16 protein-coding genes are annotated in these 20,995 nt (G+C 64.6%); 4 read left to right on the top strand and 12 right to left on the bottom strand.

The features are described from left to right. The 3 genes from B2527_RS01250 to B2527_RS01260 all read left to right on the top strand — a co-directional run. Positions 1–768 (top strand): copper resistance protein B (locus tag B2527_RS01250; RefSeq protein ID WP_293705669.1); only part of this gene is annotated, 768 nt, incomplete at its 5' end. Positions 769–829: 61 nt separating this feature from the next. Further along, a complete protein-coding gene (locus tag B2527_RS01255; RefSeq protein WP_293705671.1) occupies positions 830–1,129 on the top strand; it encodes a hypothetical protein in 300 nt (99 codons plus the stop codon). A gap of 59 nt (positions 1,130–1,188) precedes the next feature. Continuing rightward, entirely contained in the window at positions 1,189–1,728 is a 540-nt protein-coding gene (locus B2527_RS01260; RefSeq protein ID WP_293705673.1) for a DUF411 domain-containing protein, read from the top strand. A gap of 314 nt (positions 1,729–2,042) precedes the next feature. Here B2527_RS01260 and B2527_RS01265 read toward each other — a convergent pair whose 3' ends face one another. From B2527_RS01265 to B2527_RS01280, 4 genes are all read right to left on the bottom strand, one after another. Next, positions 2,043–3,857 carry a 2Fe-2S iron-sulfur cluster-binding protein gene (locus B2527_RS01265; protein ID WP_293705675.1) on the bottom strand — a complete coding sequence of 605 codons (1,815 nt, stop codon included), beginning with the start codon at positions 3,855–3,857 and terminating at the stop codon, positions 2,043–2,045. Continuing rightward, positions 3,854–4,546 carry a PepSY domain-containing protein gene (locus tag B2527_RS01270; protein WP_293705677.1) on the bottom strand — a complete coding sequence of 231 codons (693 nt, stop codon included), beginning with the start codon at positions 4,544–4,546 and terminating at the stop codon, positions 3,854–3,856. The genes B2527_RS01265 and B2527_RS01270 overlap by 4 nt, the downstream gene beginning before the upstream one ends. Before the next feature lie 57 nt (positions 4,547–4,603). Further along, on the bottom strand, positions 4,604–7,318 hold the full coding sequence (locus B2527_RS01275) for a TonB-dependent receptor (RefSeq protein ID WP_293705679.1): 2,715 nt from the start codon (positions 7,316–7,318) through the stop codon (positions 4,604–4,606). A gap of 96 nt (positions 7,319–7,414) precedes the next feature. Continuing rightward, positions 7,415–7,834: a CopL family metal-binding regulatory protein gene (locus B2527_RS01280; protein ID WP_293705681.1), complete on the bottom strand. Its 420-nt coding sequence runs from the start codon at positions 7,832–7,834 to the stop codon at positions 7,415–7,417. Between the two features lie 391 nt (positions 7,835–8,225). On the opposite strand from B2527_RS01280, the gene gloA reads away from it, so the two are divergent. Next, on the top strand, positions 8,226–8,753 hold the full coding sequence (gene gloA / locus B2527_RS01285) for a lactoylglutathione lyase (RefSeq protein ID WP_293705683.1): 528 nt from the start codon (positions 8,226–8,228) through the stop codon (positions 8,751–8,753). Positions 8,754–8,903: 150 nt separating this feature from the next. Here the strand turns inward: gloA and B2527_RS01290 are convergent, their stop codons facing one another. From B2527_RS01290 to B2527_RS01325, 8 genes are all read right to left on the bottom strand, one after another. Continuing rightward, the gene (locus B2527_RS01290) at positions 8,904–10,247 is read right to left on the bottom strand and encodes a M16 family metallopeptidase (RefSeq protein WP_293705685.1); all 1,344 of its coding nucleotides are present in this window, start codon (positions 10,245–10,247) and stop codon (positions 8,904–8,906) included. Further along, positions 10,244–11,602, bottom strand: a complete 1,359-nt coding sequence (locus B2527_RS01295) for a M16 family metallopeptidase (RefSeq protein ID WP_293705687.1) — start codon at positions 11,600–11,602, stop codon at positions 10,244–10,246. The genes B2527_RS01290 and B2527_RS01295 overlap by 4 nt, the downstream gene beginning before the upstream one ends. A gap of 55 nt (positions 11,603–11,657) precedes the next feature. After that, a complete protein-coding gene (locus B2527_RS01300) occupies positions 11,658–13,778 on the bottom strand; it encodes a protein-disulfide reductase DsbD family protein (RefSeq protein ID WP_293705689.1) in 2,121 nt (706 codons plus the stop codon). Then, entirely contained in the window at positions 13,762–15,018 is a 1,257-nt protein-coding gene (locus B2527_RS01305) for a TlpA disulfide reductase family protein (protein WP_293705691.1), read from the bottom strand. Before B2527_RS01305 ends, B2527_RS01300 begins: the two co-directional genes overlap by 17 nt. Positions 15,019–15,095: 77 nt before the next feature. Beyond that, on the bottom strand, positions 15,096–18,257 hold the full coding sequence (locus B2527_RS01310; protein WP_293705693.1) for a TonB-dependent receptor: 3,162 nt from the start codon (positions 18,255–18,257) through the stop codon (positions 15,096–15,098). A 149-nt stretch (positions 18,258–18,406) separates the two neighbouring features. Continuing rightward, positions 18,407–19,540 (bottom strand): FecR family protein, encoded by a 1,134-nt coding sequence (locus B2527_RS01315; RefSeq protein WP_293705695.1) that lies wholly within the window; start codon positions 19,538–19,540, stop codon positions 18,407–18,409. A 40-nt stretch (positions 19,541–19,580) separates the two neighbouring features. Next, a complete protein-coding gene (locus B2527_RS01320) occupies positions 19,581–20,099 on the bottom strand; it encodes an RNA polymerase sigma factor (RefSeq protein WP_293705697.1) in 519 nt (172 codons plus the stop codon). A gap of 326 nt (positions 20,100–20,425) precedes the next feature. Next, the coding region (locus B2527_RS01325) for an SIS domain-containing protein (protein ID WP_293705699.1) at positions 20,426–20,995 on the bottom strand (570 nt) is incomplete at its 5' end.

Below are 20,995 nucleotides of genomic sequence, written 5' to 3' on the forward strand. Positions count from 1 at the left end.
GCCGATCCGCATGCCGGCCACAACATGCGGGGCGGCAGTGCCAGCAACACGCCGCGCGAACCGATCCCGACGCCGACCAAGCAGGACTTCGACGATGCTTTCCCGGTATTGAAGCCGCACGCAATGGAACACGCGCCGTCGTTCAACAGCCTGGTGGTGTTCGATCACCTGGAAGCCTGGGACAACGCCCACGGCAGCGGCCAGGCCTGGGGCATCGACTCGTGGTTCGGCAATGACATCAACCGTCTTTGGATCCGCAGCGAAGGCGAGCGCAGCGAGAACGCGCTCGGCGATTGGTCTGTGGATGCGTTGTACGGGCATTCGATCTCGCCGTGGTGGGACGTGGTCGCCGGTGTGCGGCATGACAACGGCCGCGAATCACCGGACCTGACCCGCGCCGCGTTCGGCCTGCAGGGCATGTCGCCGTACAAGTTCGAAGTCTCGGCGATGGCCTACATCGGTGGACCGCGCAAGGCCGAGCTGGCCTTCGAGGTCGAGTACGACGTGCTGCTGACCAACCGGTTGATCCTGCAGCCGGTGGTGGAAGCCAGCATCGTTGCCGATGACGATCCGCGCCGTGGCGTGGGCAAGGGCTTGAGCAGCGTGGAGGCAGGCCTGCGCCTGCGCTACGAGTTCACCCGCAAGTTCGCACCGTATGTGGGCTTTGTGCACGAACGCGCATTCGGTGATACCGCCGACCTGCACCGTGATGCCGGCGAAGGCGTGAGCGAATCGCGCTGGGTTGCCGGCGTGCGCTTCTGGTTCTGATTCGTAGTGATGGCGTCGCATGCCGGCGCCATCCCCACTCTCCCTACAAGGAATGCTATCGATGAAGTTCTTTATTCAAGCCGCACTGATCGGCGCGGTCACCCTTGCCTCCATTTCCGTCGCGCAGGCCCAGCATGCCGGCCATGAGCACCATGCACCGGCGGCCAAGCCTGCTGCAAAAGCACCGCAGGCCGATGCCGCGACAACGTTCGCGCGTTTCGACGCCAACAAAGACGGCTTCATCAGCCGCGAAGAGCTGCCCAGCGGTCACCCGCTGCTGCCGCACTTCGGCATGAGCGATGGCGACCGGGACGGCAAGCTCGATGCCAAGGAATTCGAGCGCGGCCTGTCGATGCTGTGACGCCCTACTGCCGCACTGGCCTCCGGCCGGCGCGGCAAACTGTCCAAGGAATCTAGATCATGAAAATGCGTTCAAAGCCGATGTTCTCGTTGCTGGTACTGGCGGCAGGCACCCTGTTGATCAGTGCCTGCAATGCGAGCCCGTCTACTGCTACCACGGCAGCCGCTGCGGTTGCTGCGGCACCTGCGAAGGCTATTGAAACTGCGCCGGCTACCAAGGCATTGCCGTTGGTGGTTGTACACAAGGACCCGAACTGCGGCTGCTGTGGTGGCTGGGCCGAACATATGCAGGCTGCCGGTTTCCCGGTGCAGCTCAATGACACCAGCGACATGATGGCGGTCAAGCAGCGTTTGGGAATCGGTGACGGCATGATGTCCTGCCATACCTCCGAGGTTGATGGCTATGTGGTGGAAGGCCATGTGCCGGTGGAAGACATCAAGAAGCTGCTGGCCGAGCGTCCGCAGGCGCGCGGGCTGGTGCTGCCGGGCATGCCGGTGGGTACGCCGGGCATGGAATCGCCGGATGGTTATCGTCAGGCGTTTACCGTTGCATTGCTCGGCAATGATGGTTCGTTGAGCGAGTTCTCAAGGCACGAGTAATTCCGCACACGCCGTAGCAATGATCGAAGTGGAGCCCCTCTCCCGCTTGCGGGAGAGGGGTTGGGGTGAGGGGAGGCTTTTAGCTGATCAAAGTCAAAAGCCTCCCCTCATCCGCCCCCCGCCTTCGCGGGGGCAGGCTCTCCGGGCACCTTCTCCCGCAAGCGGGAGAAGGGAATGCAAGAAGCAAAGGCCAAGGCGAAGCCAAAGCCAAAGCCAACGCCAAAGCCAAGGCCAAGGCAGGAGCAGGTGCCAGGGCCAAAACCAACAACCACGGCTGAAGCCCAAGCAACTGCCGCAGCTGCGATTACACCTACTCAGATCTTGAAGTCGTCAAACGCAACCCGCTCGTCCGCAACACCCAGCTTGCGCAGCAACTGCCTGGTCGCCGCCAGCATCGCCGGCGGTCCACACAGATAGAACTCGCAACCCGCCAGATCCGGATGCTGCTTCAATAGATCTTCATGGATCGCTTCATGCACACGCCGTGCATCTGCCCCCTGCCCTGACCACACCGGATGCCAACTGAAGTTGGCATGCTCGTGCGCCAGCTCCTGCATCTGTTCGACATAGGGGCAATCTCGCTCGCCACGGGCACCGTACCAGTAATGCATACGTTCGCCACCACCCTCATCAAGCCGCTGCTGGACCAATGCACGTAACGGCGCCATACCCGCACCAGCGCCAATGAATATCTTCTCGCGCTCGCTGCCGCTGAGTGCGAAATCGCCAAACGGGCCGCTGTAGCGAGCACGGTCACCCTCACGCAGCGTATAGGCATAGGTCGAGCCCTTGCCCGGCGGATGCTTGCGGTTCTCCTGCCAGCCGGGGCTGAAGCGCACCAGCAGCACCAAGCCGCCGCCCGCGTTCGACACCGGTGTTGCCAGCGAATACGAGCGCCGTACCGCCGCCTTGTTCTGCAGGGTCCCAGGCAATGAGAGCGCTTTCCAATCTTCCTCATGCTCGGCCGGATACCACACCGCAGTGCGCGGCAGCTCGTACTCCGGCACATGCAGCTGTAGATAGCAGCCGGGCAGGAACTGCGCGTCCGCGGCCTGCTCCGGACGCAGATGGATCTCACGCAGGAACGGGGTCACCGCGACCACCTTCTCAACGATGGCCCAGTGCTCGGTCCAAAGGCTGGCACCGCCGGCAACTTCGATTTCTACGTCTTCATCCACCTGCAGATTGCAGGCCAGTCGACAACCAACCTTCCGTTTCGCCTCAGGCACATGCGCACGATCGGCCGCCGTTGCCTTGCCCGCACCGGAACGCACCCGCACCTCACACAAACCGCAGCTCTGGCCGCCACCGCAGTTGGAGGGAAGATGGATACCCTCGCGCGCCAGTGCCACGTAGACGCTGTCGCCGCTGGCCACCTCTACCGTGCGCAGATGTGCTCCACCCGGTGCATAGACCATCAGCTGCCGACGCGAACGCCAGCGACGCGGGATGAACTCCTGCAGATGGAAACTTGCGATCAATAACCACACGCCAGTCAACGCCAACCACAGGCCGCCTATGCCCATGCCCACTACCAGCGGATTGTTGAAGTTGACCCGGCTGCTGTAATCCATGATGTGCAACATCCAGAAGATGTCGAACAGCCGCCAGGTCGCGTTGCGATGCTCCATCACCTGGCCGCTGTGTGCAGACACATAGATGCTCGTGTCCTGCGCGTCACTGAAGTCCACGCGCCATACCGGGTCCGGGTTGGCCCGGGTTTCCAGGGTCTTCTCCAGATACTGCGGCGCGGCGGCAACACCATCGCCGGCATAGGCCGCCTGCGCGACTTTCGCCGCGACCGCCGCATCGATGGCGATGCGTTTGCCGTCACGGGCGTCGATGACCTCGGTACCTTCCGGCGATTGCAGTCGATACACCGGCTGTTGCAGCAACCAGCCACTATCCAGCGTTGCCGCCTCACCCTTGGCCGCCGCCAGCGCCACGCTGGGCGACACCGTTGCCGACGGCCAGGCAGGATTGGCAACTGCGGCGGCGCGCTGCGCGCTGCCCTCGATCTTCTCCGGGTCGAGCAGGCTCATCATCAGGCCACTGCCCAGCCACACCACGAACTGCAGGCCGACGATCAGGCCCACCCACTTGTGCAGGGTCCGCATCCAGGGCGTCATGCGTTCCTCCGCTTGCCGAAGCTATAGAACAGCAGCCAGATGCCGCTGAGTGCAAAGCACAGGCCGATGATCGATGCCGCCCGCAGCAGGTTGTTGTTGACGTCGGTGCGGTCTTCGTAATCCATGATGTGGAACATCCACAGGAAATCGAACCAGCGCCACAGGTCGTGGCGCCGCGCCAGCAGCTCACCGCTGTCCGGTGACAGGTACAGCGTGCTGTCGCCGCGGCCACTGAAATGCACGGCCCACATCGGCACCGGTCGGGTCTTCACTTCCGACGGGGCACGGGTGATCCACTCCACCTTTTCCACCTCGCCCTTGCCCTGGTACAGGGATTGGGCAAGGGCAATGGCCTGCTCGCGGTCCATCGCCGGCAAGCGTTCACCGCTGGCAGCATCCACCAGGTACTTCTGTTTGCCCTGGCGGACCTCATAGACCTCGCGTTCCAGCACATGCTTGAGCCGGAACGATTCCATCTGCGGGTAGCGTGCGGCCAGCACATCGGCACCAACGCGCGCGGTCTGCGCCGGCAGCGGTGTGCCGTGCACGTGGGCAAGGTGGTCGCCATGGATCACGTCCAGCGGCACCACGGTCATGTAGACGCCGCTGAGCATCCACAGCAGCGCCTGCACACCGATCACCAGGCCGATCCATTTGTGGGCACGGCGTGCCCAGAATGCGGGTTTCATCAACATCGTCCTCGTTCAATGACGCGCCCCGCCGCAGCGGCGGCGGGGCGCATCCAATCACCAGCGGTAGCCGATGCGTGCGTACCAGCGGCGACCCAGCAGGTCGTAGGTCATCGTATCGGTGTTGGCATCGGTATAGCTCTGGATGAACGGCGGTTTCTTGTCGAAGACATTGTCCAGGCCCAGCGATACATCCAGCGCCTTGCTCACCGCGTACTTGAGCTGCAGGTTGTGATAGAACACCGACGGCGCGTGATCGCCGATGGCACCGCGTGCCGCGACGAAGTCATCGGCACGCCCGATGTACTGCGTGCTCCAGGTACCCGACCACTGCTCACGCGAGGCATTCACCGAGACCAGGCCGCGCCACTTGGCATAGCTGCCACGGCCGCCGGTGATCTTGCCTGCGTACTCGATCAGCTCCGCACCCTCATATGGCCGCACGTCGTAGCGCTGCAGGTAGGACACATCGGCACTGACGCTGGCATCGAAGCCTGCCGCCTTGAACTCATACAGCGCGCCGAAGTCATAGCCGGTGACGTGCTCATTGGCGGCATTGAGCGGCCGCGAGGACAGGAAATCCACCTCGCCAGTGCGCGGATCGCGGGTGAAGTTGCTGGCATCACAGAAGGGATGCACCAAACCCGGTGTTTCGTAGCAAGTTTTCAGCTTGGTAGAGCCGTCGATGCGCTGGATCGCGTGCTTGATGCGGATGTTGTAATAGTCCAGCGTCAAGGTCAGCCCGGAAAGAAACTCCGGCGTCCACACCACGCCTGCGGTGAACGATGTGGCGTCTTCCGGCTCAAGCGCGGCATTGCCGCCTGAGGTGGTGAGGATGGTATTTCCCGGCTGCACATAGCCAGCCGGCACGCCATAGGCCTGGCAGTTGGCGCGCACCACCGAATCGGCATCCATCGCCGTCCATTTACTGCACGGATCGGTGGTGGTCAGGTTGCCCTCAGAGACACCTCCAAACAGTTCCGGGATGTTCGGGATACGGAACGCGGTGGCATAGGTGCTGCGCACCTTCAGCGACGGGCTGACCTGCCAATCCAGGCCAGCCTTGTAGTTGTAATCGCGGCCGAACAGATCGTAATCCGAGGCGCGGCCAGCCAGATTCAAGTACAGCGAATCGGCGATCACGTTGTCCTGCAGTAGCGGGATGGCCAACTCTGCAAATACCTCTCTGGCGGTGTATTCGCCGGCGATTGGGTCCTGCTGGTTGGTGTTGCCGATGCCGAGCACGGTCAACGGATCGGGATTGCGCCAGCCGCGTTCCTTGCGCACTTCCACGCCAGCAGCAAAGCCCACCCAACCGGCCGGAAGCTCGAAGATCTGCCCACTGAGGTTGGCAGTGAAGCTCTTCTGCTCGTTGCCGCCGGTGTCGCGCGAGCTGTAGAGAATGTAGTCAAGCACTTCGCGACTGAGGTCGCCGTGGCCCAGGTAGTCACCGCAAGGAATCGCCGCGCCCGGTACCGGGCTGCAGATGCTGCGGTTCAAGGTCTGGTCGACGCGGTCGAGATTGGCGACATTGTCCGAACCATCGACGCCGGTGTTGCGCCCCCAATTCAACGCAGCCGACCAATCCCAGCCGGTGCCGAACTGCCCCTTCACTCCGACCAGTCCTCGGAAGGTATTCACCTCCTGCGAGAAGTGACGCGGGCCTGCTTCTTCAAGGCGCCGACGTTGCAACCACAGATCCTGCCCGGTGGGATTGGTCGGGTGATCGGCGGCGATGTTGATTCGGCGGTAAACGCCCAGCCCACCCGGCGCAGCGAGCTGATCGGATTGACGGTTGGTATACATCAGCTCGGTGAACACCGTGGTGTTCTCGCTGAGCTGGTTTTCGCCGAACACGCTGATGCTGATCCGCTTGATCGGATTGACCGCGTTGAGCGTGGGGTTGCCATTGTAATTGTGCTTTTTCCGCGAGTACGGCTCGTAGAAATCGCCATTGCCACCCAGCACCTGGTTGAAGTTGACACTGCTTCCATCAGCCAACAGCGCGCGGCCTCCGACCGTGGTTGAGCTGCCTGTGCATACGAGCTTGCCCTCTTCCTCGCCGAGGCCGCACGGTGCCCGCGAGGCCATGTTGACTGTGCCGCCTTCGGAATAGTTGATACCTGCCATCAACGAGCCGCGATCGCTGGTGACGCCCCATGCCAGGTCGATGGCAGTTTCGTCGCCATCGCCGCGTGTGGTCTGGCCGTAACGCACCGCAGCCTCGGCACCATCAAAGCCCTGCTTGGTGATGATGTTGACCACGCCAGCCACCGCGTCGGCGCCGTAGATGGCCGAGGCGCCGTCCTTGAGCACTTCCACGCGCTCGATCAGCGCTACCGGGATCATGTTCAGATCAACCGAACTGTTGGCGCCGGTACCGCCATTGACGATGCGGCGGCCATTGAGCAGCACCAAGGTGCGGTTGATGCCGAGGCCGCGCAGGTTGACCTGGGTGGTGCCATAGCCGTTCTCGGCCCAATAGGCATTGCTCTGGCTGCCGGCAAAACCGGCCGAAGCCGGCAGGCGCTGCAGCAGCGTGTCCACCGACGTGGCGCCGGAGCGTTCGATGGCCTGTGCGTCGATCACGCTGACCGGGCCTACCCCGGACAACTGCGCGCGCTTGATGTGGCTGCCGGTGACCTGCACGGCGTCCAGCGTGCGGGCGGGTTCATTCGGGGGTTGCGCGTCCTGCGCGTTGGCGGTGTGGACGGCGCTGGCACACAACAGCGTGCCAATGGCCGCAGCCAAGGCTTGGGGCTTCAAATACATGTTCTCTCTCGCTGGGATTCTGTCTCGGGGCGATAGCCGCGGTCGCGGGGGCGAGCACGGTTCACTACTACGTCGTGGTGACGCGAGAACAACCGCTCAGGCGATGGGAGGTCGGAAGACGCGGGCCAGCCGGTCTGCCGGCAGGTCCAACGATGGCAGTGGCGTGTTGGCCGCTGCCGGTGGCTGCGCGCCGGCGAACCACAAGGTCGTCGCCGGCGGGTAGACGGTGAACACACACAGGCAATCGCAGCCCAGGCTGTCGGCGCAGCTGCAATCGGCGTCCGCGGGGGAAAGCGCGCTGCTGCCGTGCGCAGCATGCGCACCGGCGTTGCTGGCAGACCGCTCCGATGTTGCCGGCGCAGGGTTGCAACTGGCGCTGGCCGCACGGCCCACCGGGTTGCCAGCGATCGGATCGTCCACGTGCAGTGCCATGCGCGTGCTCGCCCATGCACCGAGCACGCCTTCAACGGCGAGCACCAGCATCAGCAGCAACGGCAGCCACACACGGAAAGACATGGAGATCCGAACAGCCTCGTTATTTGTATATACATACAATGAATAGCGCGACCAGAGAAAGCTTGTCAACCGCCCTGGCCACACCGCAGCGCCATCCGTGGTGGCGTTCCCCGCCAGCATCCGGCGCAGCCCTTGCGCCTGCGTTGCTTCCGCCGTTTGAAGCCGTGGTGCATGCACGCTTCATCAAATCGACGGGAACAACGACTATCCTGCGACGCAGCATAGCCAGCGCGCACGCACTCGCCTAGCCACGAAAGGTCTGGCGGTGATGATTTTTTGTATTGACGCATGCAAGCTGCGCTGGCGATTTCACATGCAACTTTTTTTATCTGCATGCCGCTGCCTTGCAGGCACGCCGGCTTACCCCATTCATCGCTACAGGACTGTCCCCATGAGCCTTCAAACCCTTGCACAACAGCCCGGCGTCGCCGCCCGGGTGCCGGCCGAAACCCACGGCTTCGTGTTCAACCACACCATGCTGCGGGTCAAGGACATTCGCGCCTCGCTGGATTTCTATACGCGCGTGCTGGGCTTCCAGCTGATCGACCAGCGTGACTTTGCGGAAGCACAGTTCAGCCTGTACTTCCTGGCCTATGTGCCGTCCGGGGTGCAGGTGCCGCAGGACGATGCCGAGCGCCGCCTGTGGATGGCCGGCATTCCCGGTGTGCTGGAACTCACCCACAACCATGGCACCGAGAACCAGGAAGGCCCGGTCTACCACGACGGCAACAGCGACCCGCGCGGCTTCGGCCACATCTGCGTGTCGGTGCCGGAACTGGAAGCAGCCTGTGCCCGTTTCGAGGAGCTGGGCGTGCCGTTCCAGAAGCGCCTGACCGATGGCCGCATGAAGAGCCTGGCCTTCATCAAGGACCCGGACGGTTATTGGGTGGAGATCATTTCCAATAGCGTGCGTGCCTGATACGAACGTGGCGCGTTGACGAGGCTGTCGTCTTCCCGGGTGCGCTTCGCTTACCCGGGCTACGGGGCTACGGGTTGCATCGTGCTGAACAAAAAACGCCGGCTTGCGCCGGCGTTTGCTGGTGTCGAACCACTTGGCAGGGGCTGCGACTTACTTCTTGAAGGTGCCAGCCTTGACCAGCACCATCTTCTGCGGGTCCACGTACTTGCGGATCACGCCATTGACCTGCTGCAGCGTCACCGACTGGATCGCCTGCGGGTAGTTGTCCAGCCAGGCCAGGCCCACGCCACGCTCGACCGTGCCGATGATCGCCGCCGACATGCCGTCGGTATTGCCCAGGCCAACCTGGTAGCTGCCGACCATTGCCTGCTTGCGTGCATCCAGCTCTTCGGCAGTGATGCCGTCCTTCCACCAGCGCTGCAGTTCGCGGCGGGTGCTGGCGATGCCCTTGTCCATCAGCTCCGGTGCAAACGTGGTGCTGATGCCCAGGCCGCCGTCCATGTAGTCGCTGCCCAGCAGGTTGCCGCCGATGCCGTAGGTCAGGCCTTCCTTCGCACGCACCGCCGCCATCAGGCGACCGGTGAAGCCCGAACCGAGCACATCCACGCCCACCGTCATCGGCAGGTAGTCGGCATCGGTGTAGCGCAGGCCGGTGGCCTGGCCCAGGAACACGCTGAGGCTGGCCTTGTCCTTCATCGCAATGGTGTGCTCAGCGGCCTTGGCCGGCAGCCGTGCCGGCGCATCACGCAGGTAATCGACGCCGCCACTCCAGCCGTTGAAGCCATGTGCAACCGCGGTCTCGATCGCCTTGGCATCAACGTCACCGGCAAACACCAGGGTCATATGCGCCGGGCCGTAGTATTTGGCGTGGAAGGCCTTGATCTGCTCCAGCGTCACCTGCGGCACCGCCTTGAGCATGGCTTCACGCGGTGCGGGTGCGTTGATGCTGCCGGCCGGGAAAATGCTCAGCATCATGGTTTCGCGGGCCATCGCGCCGGGGTTGTCGCTGGCCTGGCGCAGCGCTGCTTCCAACTGCACCTTGGCCTTGGCCAGTTCCTCGGCGGTGAACGCCGGCTCACGCAGCTGCTCGGCGAGCAGGTCGAGCACGGTCGGCAGGTCCTGCTTCAGGCTCTTGCCATAGATGCCGATGCGCGCGGCGCTGGGGCTGAAGGACAGCTGCGCGCCAATGCCGTCGAGCGTATCGGAGATGGCGAACTTGTCGCGACGGGTGGTGCCGGCTTCCAGCAGCATCGCGGTCAGCGTCGGCACGGCCGGGTTGTCGGCCTTGGCCGCGAGGAAGGCATCACCCAGCGGCATCGAGCCGGTGAAGGTGACCACGTCCTTGACCCCCATCGGGTAGACGATCAGGTCGATGCCTGCCGCCTTGGCGTGCACGGCGGTGTCGGCAACGCCAGCCTGGGCGGCAAATGCAGCAAGGCTGGACAGGGCGGCCAGCGCCAGCGGAATCAGTCGAATACGTTTTGCGTTGTTCACTTGCTGCTCTCCGGCACGAACCAGCCAACCGTGCTCTGCTCTGCGGTGAAATACTTGCCGGCAACGCGCTGCACGTCGGCCGGGGTGACCTTCTCCAGGTCCTTCAGGGCGGTGGAATACAGGGTCCAGTCGCCCATCGCGATGAACTCGTTGAGCGCATCGGCGGCCTGGTCGGTACCATCGCGGCGGTAGGCTTCCTCGGCGCGGTACGGGCCGAGCACGCGCTTGATCTCCTCGACGCTGACGCCGTCGCGGGCAACCTTGGCGATCTCGTCGCGGACGATCTGCTCGATGTCCGCGTGCTTGCTGTCCGGGGCCAACGCCACGCTGAGCATGAACAGGCTGGGATCGCGCTGCTGGTACATGCCGCCCGATACCGCCACTGCCTTGCTGGTATCCACCAGCGCACGCTGCAGGCGCGCACTACGACCGCCCTGCAACACCAGCTCAAGCACGTTCAGTGCCGGGATGTCCTTGTCCAGGCCCGCCGGGGCCTTGTACGCCATCATCACCGTGCCGGTCTCGCCGGCCCGGCGCAGCGTCACCCGGCGCTCGCCCTGCTGTTCCGGTTCGGTGGTGTAGACCTCGGGGATGGCATGCGGCGAGCGCGGTACCTTGCCGAACTTCTCGCCGATGCTGGCCAGCACCTGGGCGCTGTCGATATCACCAACGACGGTGACGGTGGCGTTGTTCGGCCAGTAGAAGGTGTCGTAGAACGCACGCAGCTTCTCGATGGACACCTTCTCGATATCGCTGCGCCAGCCGATCACCGGATGGTGGTACGGATGTGCGCTGAAGGCAGTCGCCCACATCAGCTTCATCAAGGCGCCATTGGGATTGTTCTCGTTGCGCTCGTACTCGTTGCGCACCACGGTCATTTCGCTCTGGCGGTCCTTCTCGCGCAGCAGCAGGCCGCGCATGCGGTCGGCTTCGATGGCGATGTAACCGTCCAGCGCGGCTGGCGGCAGCGTGGCGTAGTAGTTGGTGCGGTCCAGCGAGGTGGTGGCGTTGAAGCCGGCACCGACGCGGTCCAGGTAGGTGTCGACGTTGTTCGCGCCGTCGAAGTTGGTGCTGCCCATGAACATCAGGTGCTCGAGCAGGTGGGTGCCACCGGTGGTGCCGGTCACCTCGTTGCGCGAACCGACCCGGTAGGTCATCTGGAAGGTCACCACCGGTGCGGCGTGGTTGGGCAGCAGCAATACGCTCAGGCCATTGGCGTCGAGCCGGTACTCATCGATGCCATCGAGGGATTTGACGTGGGTGAAGCCATTGACCTTGACCGGCTCGGCCGAGGCAGCGGAGGCTGCCATCAGGCCCAGCGCAAGGCCGGCGCACAACAGGCGTTGCGAAATCATGCGTTGCGTTCTCTTGATATGCGCCCGGGGGCGCGGGGAAGTCAGCGACGGGGTTTCAATCCCGTCCTTGTGGGGTAGCGTTTTCCAGCGCGGAGAGCACGATCTCCGGCGTGAGTACCTCGGGCAGTTCACGCGGTGCACCGCCACCGGCCGGATAGGCCAGGTTGAACGGCACCGCGCTGCGGTTCCAGCGTTCCAGCTCGGCGGTGATCAGCGGGTCGGCATTGGTCCAGTCGGCCTTCAGCGTCGCCACGTTGTGCGCGCGGAAGTAATCGCGCACACGTGCCGAGGCGAACACCACCTTCTTGTTGACCTGGCAGGTGGCGCACCAGCGCGCGGTGAAATCGACATAGATCGGCCGGCCTTCGGCCTGCAGCTGCTGCACACGCTCGCTGCTCCAGGCCTCCCATTGCAGTTGCTCGGGCGCCGGCACACGCGGCCAGCCAAACAGCACGGCCGCGGCCAGCACCAGTACGCCCGCCAGCGCACTGAGCCGGGCACGAGAGCCGCGGGTACCCGGGCGGGTTGCACGGCCGTACAGCCACAGGCCGAACCCGAGCAGGGCCAGCGCCAGCAAGGCGTTGAGCAATGCCGCTTCCTGCAGCTGCCCGGCCAGTACCCACAGCAGATAGGCCACGGTGGCATACAGCGGGAAGGCCATCAGCTGCTTGAAGGTCTCCATCCAGGCACCCGGTCGCGGCAACAGTTTCACCAGCGAAGGGAACACCGACAACAGCAGATACGGCAGCGCCAGGCCCAGCGCGATCGCGGTGAACACCACGAACGACTGTGCGGTGGGCAGCGCCAGCGCAGCACCCAGCGCCGGTGCCAGGAACGGCGCGCTGCACGGCGTGGCCACCACGGTGGCCAGCATGCCGCTGAAGAAGCTGCCCGCCACGCCAGTACGCGTCTGCAGGCTGGAGCCGATGCCGGTGGCGCGCATGCCCACCTCGAACACGCCGCTGAGGTTCATCGCGAACGCCAGCATCACCAGCGCCAGCACGAATACGAATGGAGCCGACTGCAGCTGGAAGCCCCAGCCCAGTTGCTGCCCGCCCTCGCGCAGTACTGCCAGCAGCCCGGCCAGCGCCCAGAACGACAGCAGCACGCCAGCGGTGAACGACAGCGCATGCAGGCTGACCTTGCGCCTGTCGTTGCCGGCCTGCTCGATGAAGCCGACAACCTTCAGGCCCAACACCGGGAACACGCAGGGCATCAGATTGAGGATCAGCCCACCGAGTACAGCAAACAGCAGCACCACAAACGACAGCTGTGTGCCGCCAGCAGCGTCCGTCGAGGTCGGCGCCGCGCCCAGATCCTCGGTGCCGACCAGTGCGGTGGCCTCCGCTTCGGCCACGAAGGGCAGCTCGATGGCAACACCACGGTAGGCGCCTTGCGCATCGCTATAGGCCAGCACGCCACGCAGCATGGCATCGGCCGGCATGGTCTCGGCCGCATCCAGTGGCAGCTTCAGCAAGGCGCGGGCACCGCGATTGCCGATGGTCTGCGGCACCTTGTACGACACGAATTCATCGGCCGGGAAGAAGTGCAGGTCAGCCATGTCGGCCGGTGCTGCCACACGCAGGGTCAGGCCGTCTTTTTCGCGGGTTGCCGCCAGCTTCCAGCCTTCGCTGGATGCGGGCATCGGCAAGGCTTCCAAGGCCGCCTGTACAGCGGCGTCCGCCACCGGCGTATCGCTGCTCACCGGCACGCGCAGGCTCACCGCCGCTTTGCCCGGGATGCACACGGTCTCGCACATCAACCAGCGTGCCTGTGCCTTCAGCTCAACCTCGCTGCCGGGCTTCAGGTCGGCCGGCGCGATCAGCCGCACCGGCAGGTAGGACAGCCCTTCGTAGCCGTGGCCGGTGATGTTGCCTTCGCGGTCGCGCACCAGGATGGGGGTGGGCCACTGGATGGCCTCGGCCGTCCAACCCGGGGGCAAGTCCCACATCAGCTTGGTCGGCAGGCCAGTGCCGGCATTCTTCCAGAAGCTGTGCCAATGCGGGTCATGCTGCATGCGCAGCGCCAACTGCAACGGCTGGCCCGGCTGCACCGAGCGCTGTGCCGCAACCAGCTCGGCCTGCACCTGTGCCAGCACGCTGCCGGGCAGCAATACGCCCAGCAGCAACAGCGCAGTCAGTGCCGCGCGGCGGAGGACATCAACGTGCAGGCGCATCTTCAACCTTCTTGATCTGCGCACGTACCGCACGCTCCCCATCCCACTCGCGCATGCCGACGCCGACAATCGTGCCGTCACCGGCGATCAGGTAGTTCTGCGGCAGCTGCACCACACCATAGGTCTGCGCAGCCTTGTCTTCGAAGCCCGGCGCCTGCAGGTTGATCCAGGGCAGATCGTTGCTACCGCCCTCTTCCTGCATGGCCTTGGTCCAATCGTCCTTGTCCTCGTCCAGCGACACGGCGTAGATCTCGAAGCCATGCGCGTGGAACTCGCGGTAAACCTTCAGCAGATGCGGAAATTCACCTCGGCACGGGCCGCACCAGGAGGCCCAGAAATCCAGCAGCACCAGCTTGTTGCGCGCCAGCACCTCGGACAGCTTGACCACCTTGCCGTCCACCCCGACCGCCTCGATATCGGCATAGGGCTTGCCCGGCCCGAATTTCTCGGCCAGCTGCTGGGTCTTGGCGTAATCGGCCGCGGCCTGCTCCATCTGGATGATCAGCGGATGTTCGCCCAGCTCCTGCTTGTAGCTGGCCAGCAGCTGCGCGCGGCGCGCCATGTCGTAGCGCTTCCAGTCGTAGTTCTCGCTCAGCACCAGCAGCTTGAGCAGGGTCGGGCCGTTGCCGTCGATGAGGGGCGCGTCGTAATCGTTGCGGACCTTGGCCAAGGCCGCAAACGGTGCTGCCACGGACTCACGCGCAGCCTTCATCGCCGCCTCGTCATTCTCGTCCACACCTTCGAAGGCCTTGCGGTTGGCTTCGCGGTTGGCCTTGAACGCGGCCACATAGGCCGGATCCTCCAGATAGCCATAAACCCGCTCGGTGAGGCTGCCGCCCTTGGCCACCGGACCCAGCGGGCCCTGCTCGATACGCAGCTCACCCGGTTCCAGCACCAGCTTGACCGAGCCGAGAGTGCCGACCATCAGCACCGCCGGCACAGCCTGTTGCACCTGGCCGCTGAGCACGAAGGCCCCGCCCTGCGCGGTGGCGGTGGCAACCGGCGCGACATGCAGCGGATCGGTGGCCAGCGACGGCACCAGCAACTTCAGCTCGGTGCCATCGGCCAGGTCCGGCAGCGTGCCGCGGACGCTGTAGGCAGCGCTGGCCGCCTGTGCTGCCGCGGCCTGCTGTGCAGGTGCCGAATCCGGCGCAGAAGGAGTACAGGCACTGAGCGCGATGGCGGAGGCAACCGCAGCGGACAGCAGGCAGGTGCGCGTGGTGTAAGCGATGGACTTCATGGATTTCCTTGCGGTGGATGCGGCGCGCCGCCGACGAGGATCGGCGCGCCGCGCTGTTGCACGATCGGGGCGCTGCCTCAGAACTCTTTCTTGATGTCCAGGTAGAGCACCCGGCCACGGATGTTGACGCGGTTGGAGACGAAGCCGGACATGTTGTCGACGAACGGATAGTCGCGGTCGAACATGTTCTGCACGCCCAGGCGCGCGGTCACCCCACCCAACCAGCCGTCACGCTGGCGCTTGCGGTAGCCCAGCTGAGCGTCGAAGGTGGTGTAGGACGCCGAGCGCGTGCGCGGGTTCTCGTTGGGGATGAAATCGTTGTAGTCGGTGGCGACGGCCGACAGCGGGTACAGTACGCGGTGTGCGGCGCTGTAATGGCTGCCCAGCGACGCGAACCATGCAGTGCCTTCCCAGCCGACAAACAGGTCACCGGCCCACTTGCTCGGGCCCAGCTCGCTGTCCGAGTAGGTCAAGGTTGGCATCGACGCCAGCGAGCGCGAGGTCAGTTCCAGCGTGCGTACTGCGTTGAGCTCGATGCGCCAGTCGCCCCAGTCATTGCCGAAGTAGTAGCTGGCAGTTGTGTCGATGCTGCGCGAACGGCGGCCGAGGAAGTTGATGGCGCGGTTGTCCCACAACATCACCCCGTTCTCGCCAACAGTGAAGGTCCCTTCGGGCATCTTGCTGATGTCCTTGAAGATCTCCGAATAGGTCAGGCCCGACAGCGGGTCACCGATGTAGTTGTCGAAGCTGGTGCGGTTGTAGGTGGCCGACAGCTGCAGACCGGTGGCGAAGCCGGGCACCCAGTCAAAGCCATAGGTCACCACGCTGGCCACCTGCGGCTTGAGGTTGGCATTGGGGCCGCTGAGGGCGACCACCTGGGTCACACCGTCGGGCAGCCGCCCGCCGTTGAAGAGCACCCGCGAGGTGTAGTCGTCCATGATCAGCTGGCCGAACTGCTGCTGGGCCTGCGGCACCAGGAAGGATTCGCCCCAGGTGGCGCGCAGGCGCAGCTGGTCGAACGGCTTCCACGCCAACCGTGCCAGCGGGCTGGTGCGACTGAAACTGCGCGACACCATGCTGTCGCTGCCGGTGATGTCGTCTGCGCCATCATTGCGCAGGCCGGTCAGCTGCTCCACGTCGAAGCCGCCCAGCTCACCCAGGCCGTAGGACGAATCGCGCAGCGCGCTGTCACCGCGTTGGTCGAAGCGCTCATAGCGGGCGGCCACGGTCAGGCTCAGCAGCTTGGCCATGGGCTTGTCCTTCAGCAGCGGAATGCCGATTTCGGTGAACAAGGCCTCGGACTTGCCTTCACTCTCGGTGGACAGGCGCTCACCCAGGTTGCTTTCGAAGCTGTAGCGCTGCTCGCGATGCTGGGCACCGAAGGCGGCTTCGATCTTGCCGGCGGGCAACGCGAACAGTTCGCCACGGGTCAGCAGGTCGATGGTGTTGGCACGTGCCTGGAAGCGGTAGACATGGCGTTCGACCAGGCTCTCCAGCAGCTCGCGGTTGCGCGCGACGATGGCGTCATTGCTGCCATCACCAAACACGTTCAGGCCATTGAGCACTTCCAGGGTGCGCGCATAGCCATCCGCGCCCATCGAACCGGTGAGGTCCATCAACGCCGAGGTGGTGCCCTTCTCGCGGCCAGTGCTGAAAGTGGCCTCGTAATCCCAGCCCTTGGCGAAGGGCAGCTTGCCATTGATACCGATATGAGCATCGGTATTGGTCTGCTTCTGGTCCTCGCTCAGGTTCATGCCGTTGAACTCGCGCTCGAACGAGTAGCCCACCAGCACATCACGGCCGAAGGTGTTGTACGGATTGCTCTCCGGGATATAGGCGTTATAGCCGTCCTCGAAGATACCGAAGTCGAACAGCGTCGGCCGCCAGTTTTCCTTGTTGATCTGGCGCACATGGCTGATGCCATAGTTCAACTCGGTGGTGGCGCCCAGGTCATGCACACCGCTGATGCGCGCATAGGTGTTTTCGACCTTGGGACCGATGCGGCTGCGCTCATAGGTGGACGGCGCGGTGGCCGGGTCGTACGGCAACAGGCTGCCCGGATCCAGTGCGCTGCCATCCTGGCCAGCGGGGATCACGCCGATCACCTCGCCCATGAAGTGGTAGCCGATGCCCCAGTCTTCGGATTCATAGACCACGCCCGGCTGGCCCTTGTTGCGGGTACGACCATTGATGCCGCCACGGTCGCTGAAGTCACCCCGCCCGTTCGGGCCCGAGTGGATCAGGCTGTTCACATCGGCCGGCAGGCTGCGCTCACGGCCCACCGCAGTGGTCACGTGACCGCTGCCGTAGCCGAAGGTATGCGCCAGGTCCAGGCGCGAGACATCAGCGCCGGTGCTGGAGTTCTCATGACGCGCCTGCGCGGTGGTGCCGTCATAGGATTTCTTCAGCACGATGTTGATCACACCGGCGACCGCATCGGAGCCGTAGATGGCGCTGGCACCATCGCTGAGCACCTCGATGCGCTCGATCTGCGACACCGGGATGGAAGAGATATCGGTATAGGCGCCCTGCGCCTGCGCCGAGCCGCTGCGGCGGCGGCCATCTACCAGGATCAGCGTTGAACGGCTGCCCAGGCCACGCAGGTTGGCACCGGACGAACCCAGCCCGGACACACCGTCGCCATACGTACTGCCGTACTCCACCTCGCCCAGCGCGCGCGAGGCGCTGGTGCGGTTGGAGAAGTTCTGCGGCAGGTTGCGCAGCACGTCCTCGATCGAGGCGTAGCCGCGGCTTTCGATCAGCTGCGAGTCGATCACGATCAGCGGCGAGGCCGGATCGATGTTCTTCAAATAAGTGCCGGTGACATTGATGGTCTCCAGCGTTTCCGCATCGCCACCCTGCTGCACCACGTCGCCGGCGCTGTCACGTGCGCGGATGGCCACAGTCTTGGCATTGACGAAGGCATGCACATAGCCGGTAGGTGCCAGCAGCTGCCGCAAGGCGCTGTCGGCATCAAGCGTGCCGTTGATCGCAGCGCTGCGCACGCTGCCACCGGCATCGCCGGCATAGACCACCTGCAGGCCGCTCTGCTCGGCGAATGCTTCCAGTGCCGATGCCAACGGCTGCGCCGGGACATCGAACGGAAACACCGCTGCCTGCGTCGCCTGCACGGCCCCCTGTGCCGACTGCGCCGATGCAACATTGCCGGTGCCAAGCAGCAGCGCTACCGCCACTGCCGTCACCAACGTGTTTTTGTGAAGAATGATGCTGGACCCCATGGATAATTCGCCCCCGAAAGACATCGAATGGTTGCCGACGCAACCGGTGCCGCCTGCTGGCGAAACCGGCCTCTTGTTACATCCGTGTGTCCGAGTGGGCGAAAAGGGTACTCATTGGAAGAATAATTTTTCCAACAACGCGGCAACACCTATTGGCTGCTGCGTCCGTCGATGACATTACGATCGGGCTGGCGGCTGACCCGCAGCTGCGAGCAGCATTCCAGGAACTGCAGGAAGGAATCGGCATCGTCGGCATAGAACACGCCGCTGTAGCGCTGCTCGCGGACCAACGGATCGGTGACCACGATGGGGCGCGGGTTGTAGCGATTGAACTCGCTGATGATGTCGGCCAGTGTGTCGTTGCGGAAACTCAACCGGCGCTTGCCATCGGCGGGTTCGTTCGGCACCTCCAATGGCATCCGCAGCATGGCCTGCTGGCCCTGCGGGATGCGCGCCTGCTCACCGGCGGACAACGCCGCTGGGCGGCCCAATGACTCCACCTTGGCCTTGCCCGCTTCCAGCGTGGCGGCGTCATCGCGCCACAGCGATTCCAGCCAGTTGCCGGTGGCGGTGACCTTCACCTTGCCCTCGCTGACCGCCACCAGCGTGCCCGACGGCAAGCGGTTGACGGTGAAGCGCGTACCCACCGCCTGCACGATGTTGTCACCAGCATGCACCCGGAACGGACGGCTGCTGTCATGGGCCACATCAAACGTGGCTTCGCCGTCACGCAGCTCGATGTCACGCACCCCGGCGCTGAAGCGCACGGCAATGTAGGAGGCCGGCGCCAGGGTCACCATCGAGCCATCGGCCAGGGCGATGCTGCGCTGCTCGCCCACCGCGCTGGCGTACTGGTAAACCGGCACTTCCGGCTGCAGCAGCTTCCAACTGCCCAGCAGCACCGCGCAGGCGGCAACACCGGCAGCAAGCGCCCAGCCGAAGCGGCGCCGACGACCACGCGCCACCGTCGCGGCCGGTGCCGGGCGGGCGGCCGGTGCCAATACCGGTGCATCGTGCAGCGCCACCACATTGTCCTGCGCCTGGGCCTGCGCCAGCACCGCGTCCAGGTCAAACGCCTGCAGCGCCGCACTGGCAGCCAGCTCGCGCTCCACCAACTGCGCCATCAACAGTTCTTCCAGGTGCAGCGGCGAGCGCGCCACCCAGGCCGCAAAGCCACTGCGGTCGGCGTCCGTGGGCGTCCCACCCATGACCTGCAGCCACTCGGCGGCCTCGCGTGCGGCGCGCTCCCGGCTCTGTTGCGGCGATGTGCGATAGATATTCATGCGTTCACCCGCCTTGCCCGGGGCAAGGTCCACATCCTGTTCATCGTTCCAAGCTCGCGCGTACATGCGCCAGCGCTTCAACACTGTATTTCTTCACCGTATGCACGCTCAGCCCCAGCCGTTGGGCTATCTGCGCATGGCTCAGGCCTTCACGCCGCTCCAGCAGCAGCACCGCAAGGCGGTTGGGCGGCAGTTGCGCCAGCGCATCCCCCACCTGCCGTTCGAAGAACCCACCGCCTTCGCTGAACGCTGCCGGCCCAGGGTTCTCGGCCACCGCCTCGACCACGGTCGAGTCGTAGACCATGCGCCCCTGCCGCTGGCGCATGTTGAACTCGCTGGCCACATGCGCGGCGATGCCATAGATGTAGGCCAGCGGATTGCGCACGGTTTCGATGTTCTGCACCCGCAGCAGGCGCAGGTAGACCTCCTGCACCAGGTCCCCCAGGTCCTGGGCCTCGGCCACCCGTCGACGCAGGAAGCGATGCAGCTCGGCGCTGTAGTCATGGACCGCGCGGGCCGCGAACTCGCGGCCGGGCTGTTCCTGTTCAGCCGGCGCCATCACCGCCTCCACGCCAGCGCCTGCGGCACCGGCCTCTCCCGCTTGTCATCTGCAGCTCCCAATGGCGGGGGCGACAGGCGCGGCGCCCCCTTGACCATGCAGTGCGTGGCAAGGGGCGATTTGGGTACTCCGGGCGTCCAATTCGTTCAGCCAATCATCATATTGGCGGCCAGCTTAGCGGGGCCGGGCGTCCGGCGGCGGCCCGGCCTGGCACTGGAAAAGCAAAAGCCCGGCGCTGGGCCGGGCTTCGAGCAACGTCGGGGGAGAGAGGACCGGGCTGCTGGAGGTGATTATCCGTAGTCCCGGTTACGCTCCTGTGACAGAACTCATTCCACCGTCACACTCTTGGCCAGATTACGCGGCTTGTCCACGTCGGTGCCGCGGGCCAGCGCTGTGTGGTAGGCCAGCATCTGTACCGGGATGGTGTGCACGATGGGGCTGAGCACGCCGGCATGGCGCGGGGTGCGGATCACGTGCACGCCCTCGGAGGCGTTGAAGTTGCTGTCCTGGTCGGTGAACACGAACAGCTCGCCGCCGCGCGCACGCACTTCCTGCATGTTGGATTTCACCTTCTCCAGCAGGCTGTCGTTGGGGGCGATGACCACCACCGGCATCTCTGCGTCCACCAGCGCCAACGGGCCATGCTTGAGCTCGCCTGCCGGGTAGGCCTCGGCGTGGATATAGGAGATTTCCTTGAGCTTGAGCGCGCCTTCCAGCGCGATCGGGTAGTGCAGGCCACGGCCCAGGAACAAGGCATTGGACTTGCTGGCGAAACGCTCGGCCCAGGCGGCGATCTGCGGCTCCAGGTTCAGCGCGTGCTGCACGCTGCCCGGCAGGTGCCGCAGCTGCTCCAGGAAGTCCGCCTCCTGCGCGGCATCGACCTTGCCATGCAGCTT

The organism is Stenotrophomonas sp. UBA7606, from assembly GCF_002477705.1.
In the GTDB taxonomy this organism is placed as follows: domain Bacteria; phylum Pseudomonadota; class Gammaproteobacteria; order Xanthomonadales; family Xanthomonadaceae; genus Stenotrophomonas.

Bases quoted from the DNA above. Each gene is read 5' to 3' on its own strand.
- B2527_RS01270 (WP_293705677.1), bottom strand. From the start codon at position 4,546: ATGAAACCCGCATTCTGGGCACGCCGTGCCCACAAATGGATCGGCCTG.
- B2527_RS01275 (WP_293705679.1), bottom strand. From the start codon at position 7,318: ATGTATTTGAAGCCCCAAGCCTTGGCTGCGGCCATTGGCACGCTGTTG.
- B2527_RS01305 (WP_293705691.1), bottom strand. From the start codon at position 15,018: ATGAAGTCCATCGCTTACACCACGCGCACCTGCCTGCTGTCCGCTGCG.
- B2527_RS01260 (WP_293705673.1), top strand. From the start codon at position 1,189: ATGAAAATGCGTTCAAAGCCGATGTTCTCGTTGCTGGTACTGGCGGCA.
- B2527_RS01280 (WP_293705681.1), bottom strand. From the start codon at position 7,834: ATGTCTTTCCGTGTGTGGCTGCCGTTGCTGCTGATGCTGGTGCTCGCC.
- B2527_RS01255 (WP_293705671.1), top strand. From the start codon at position 830: ATGAAGTTCTTTATTCAAGCCGCACTGATCGGCGCGGTCACCCTTGCC.
- B2527_RS01300 (WP_293705689.1), bottom strand. From the start codon at position 13,778: ATGCGCCTGCACGTTGATGTCCTCCGCCGCGCGGCACTGACTGCGCTG.
- B2527_RS01315 (WP_293705695.1), bottom strand. From the start codon at position 19,540: ATGAATATCTATCGCACATCGCCGCAACAGAGCCGGGAGCGCGCCGCA.
- gloA (WP_293705683.1), top strand. From the start codon at position 8,226: ATGAGCCTTCAAACCCTTGCACAACAGCCCGGCGTCGCCGCCCGGGTG.
- B2527_RS01265 (WP_293705675.1), bottom strand. From the start codon at position 3,857: ATGACGCCCTGGATGCGGACCCTGCACAAGTGGGTGGGCCTGATCGTC.
- B2527_RS01320 (WP_293705697.1), bottom strand. From the start codon at position 20,099: ATGGCGCCGGCTGAACAGGAACAGCCCGGCCGCGAGTTCGCGGCCCGC.
- B2527_RS01295 (WP_293705687.1), bottom strand. From the start codon at position 11,602: ATGATTTCGCAACGCCTGTTGTGCGCCGGCCTTGCGCTGGGCCTGATG.
- B2527_RS01310 (WP_293705693.1), bottom strand. From the start codon at position 18,257: ATGGGGTCCAGCATCATTCTTCACAAAAACACGTTGGTGACGGCAGTG.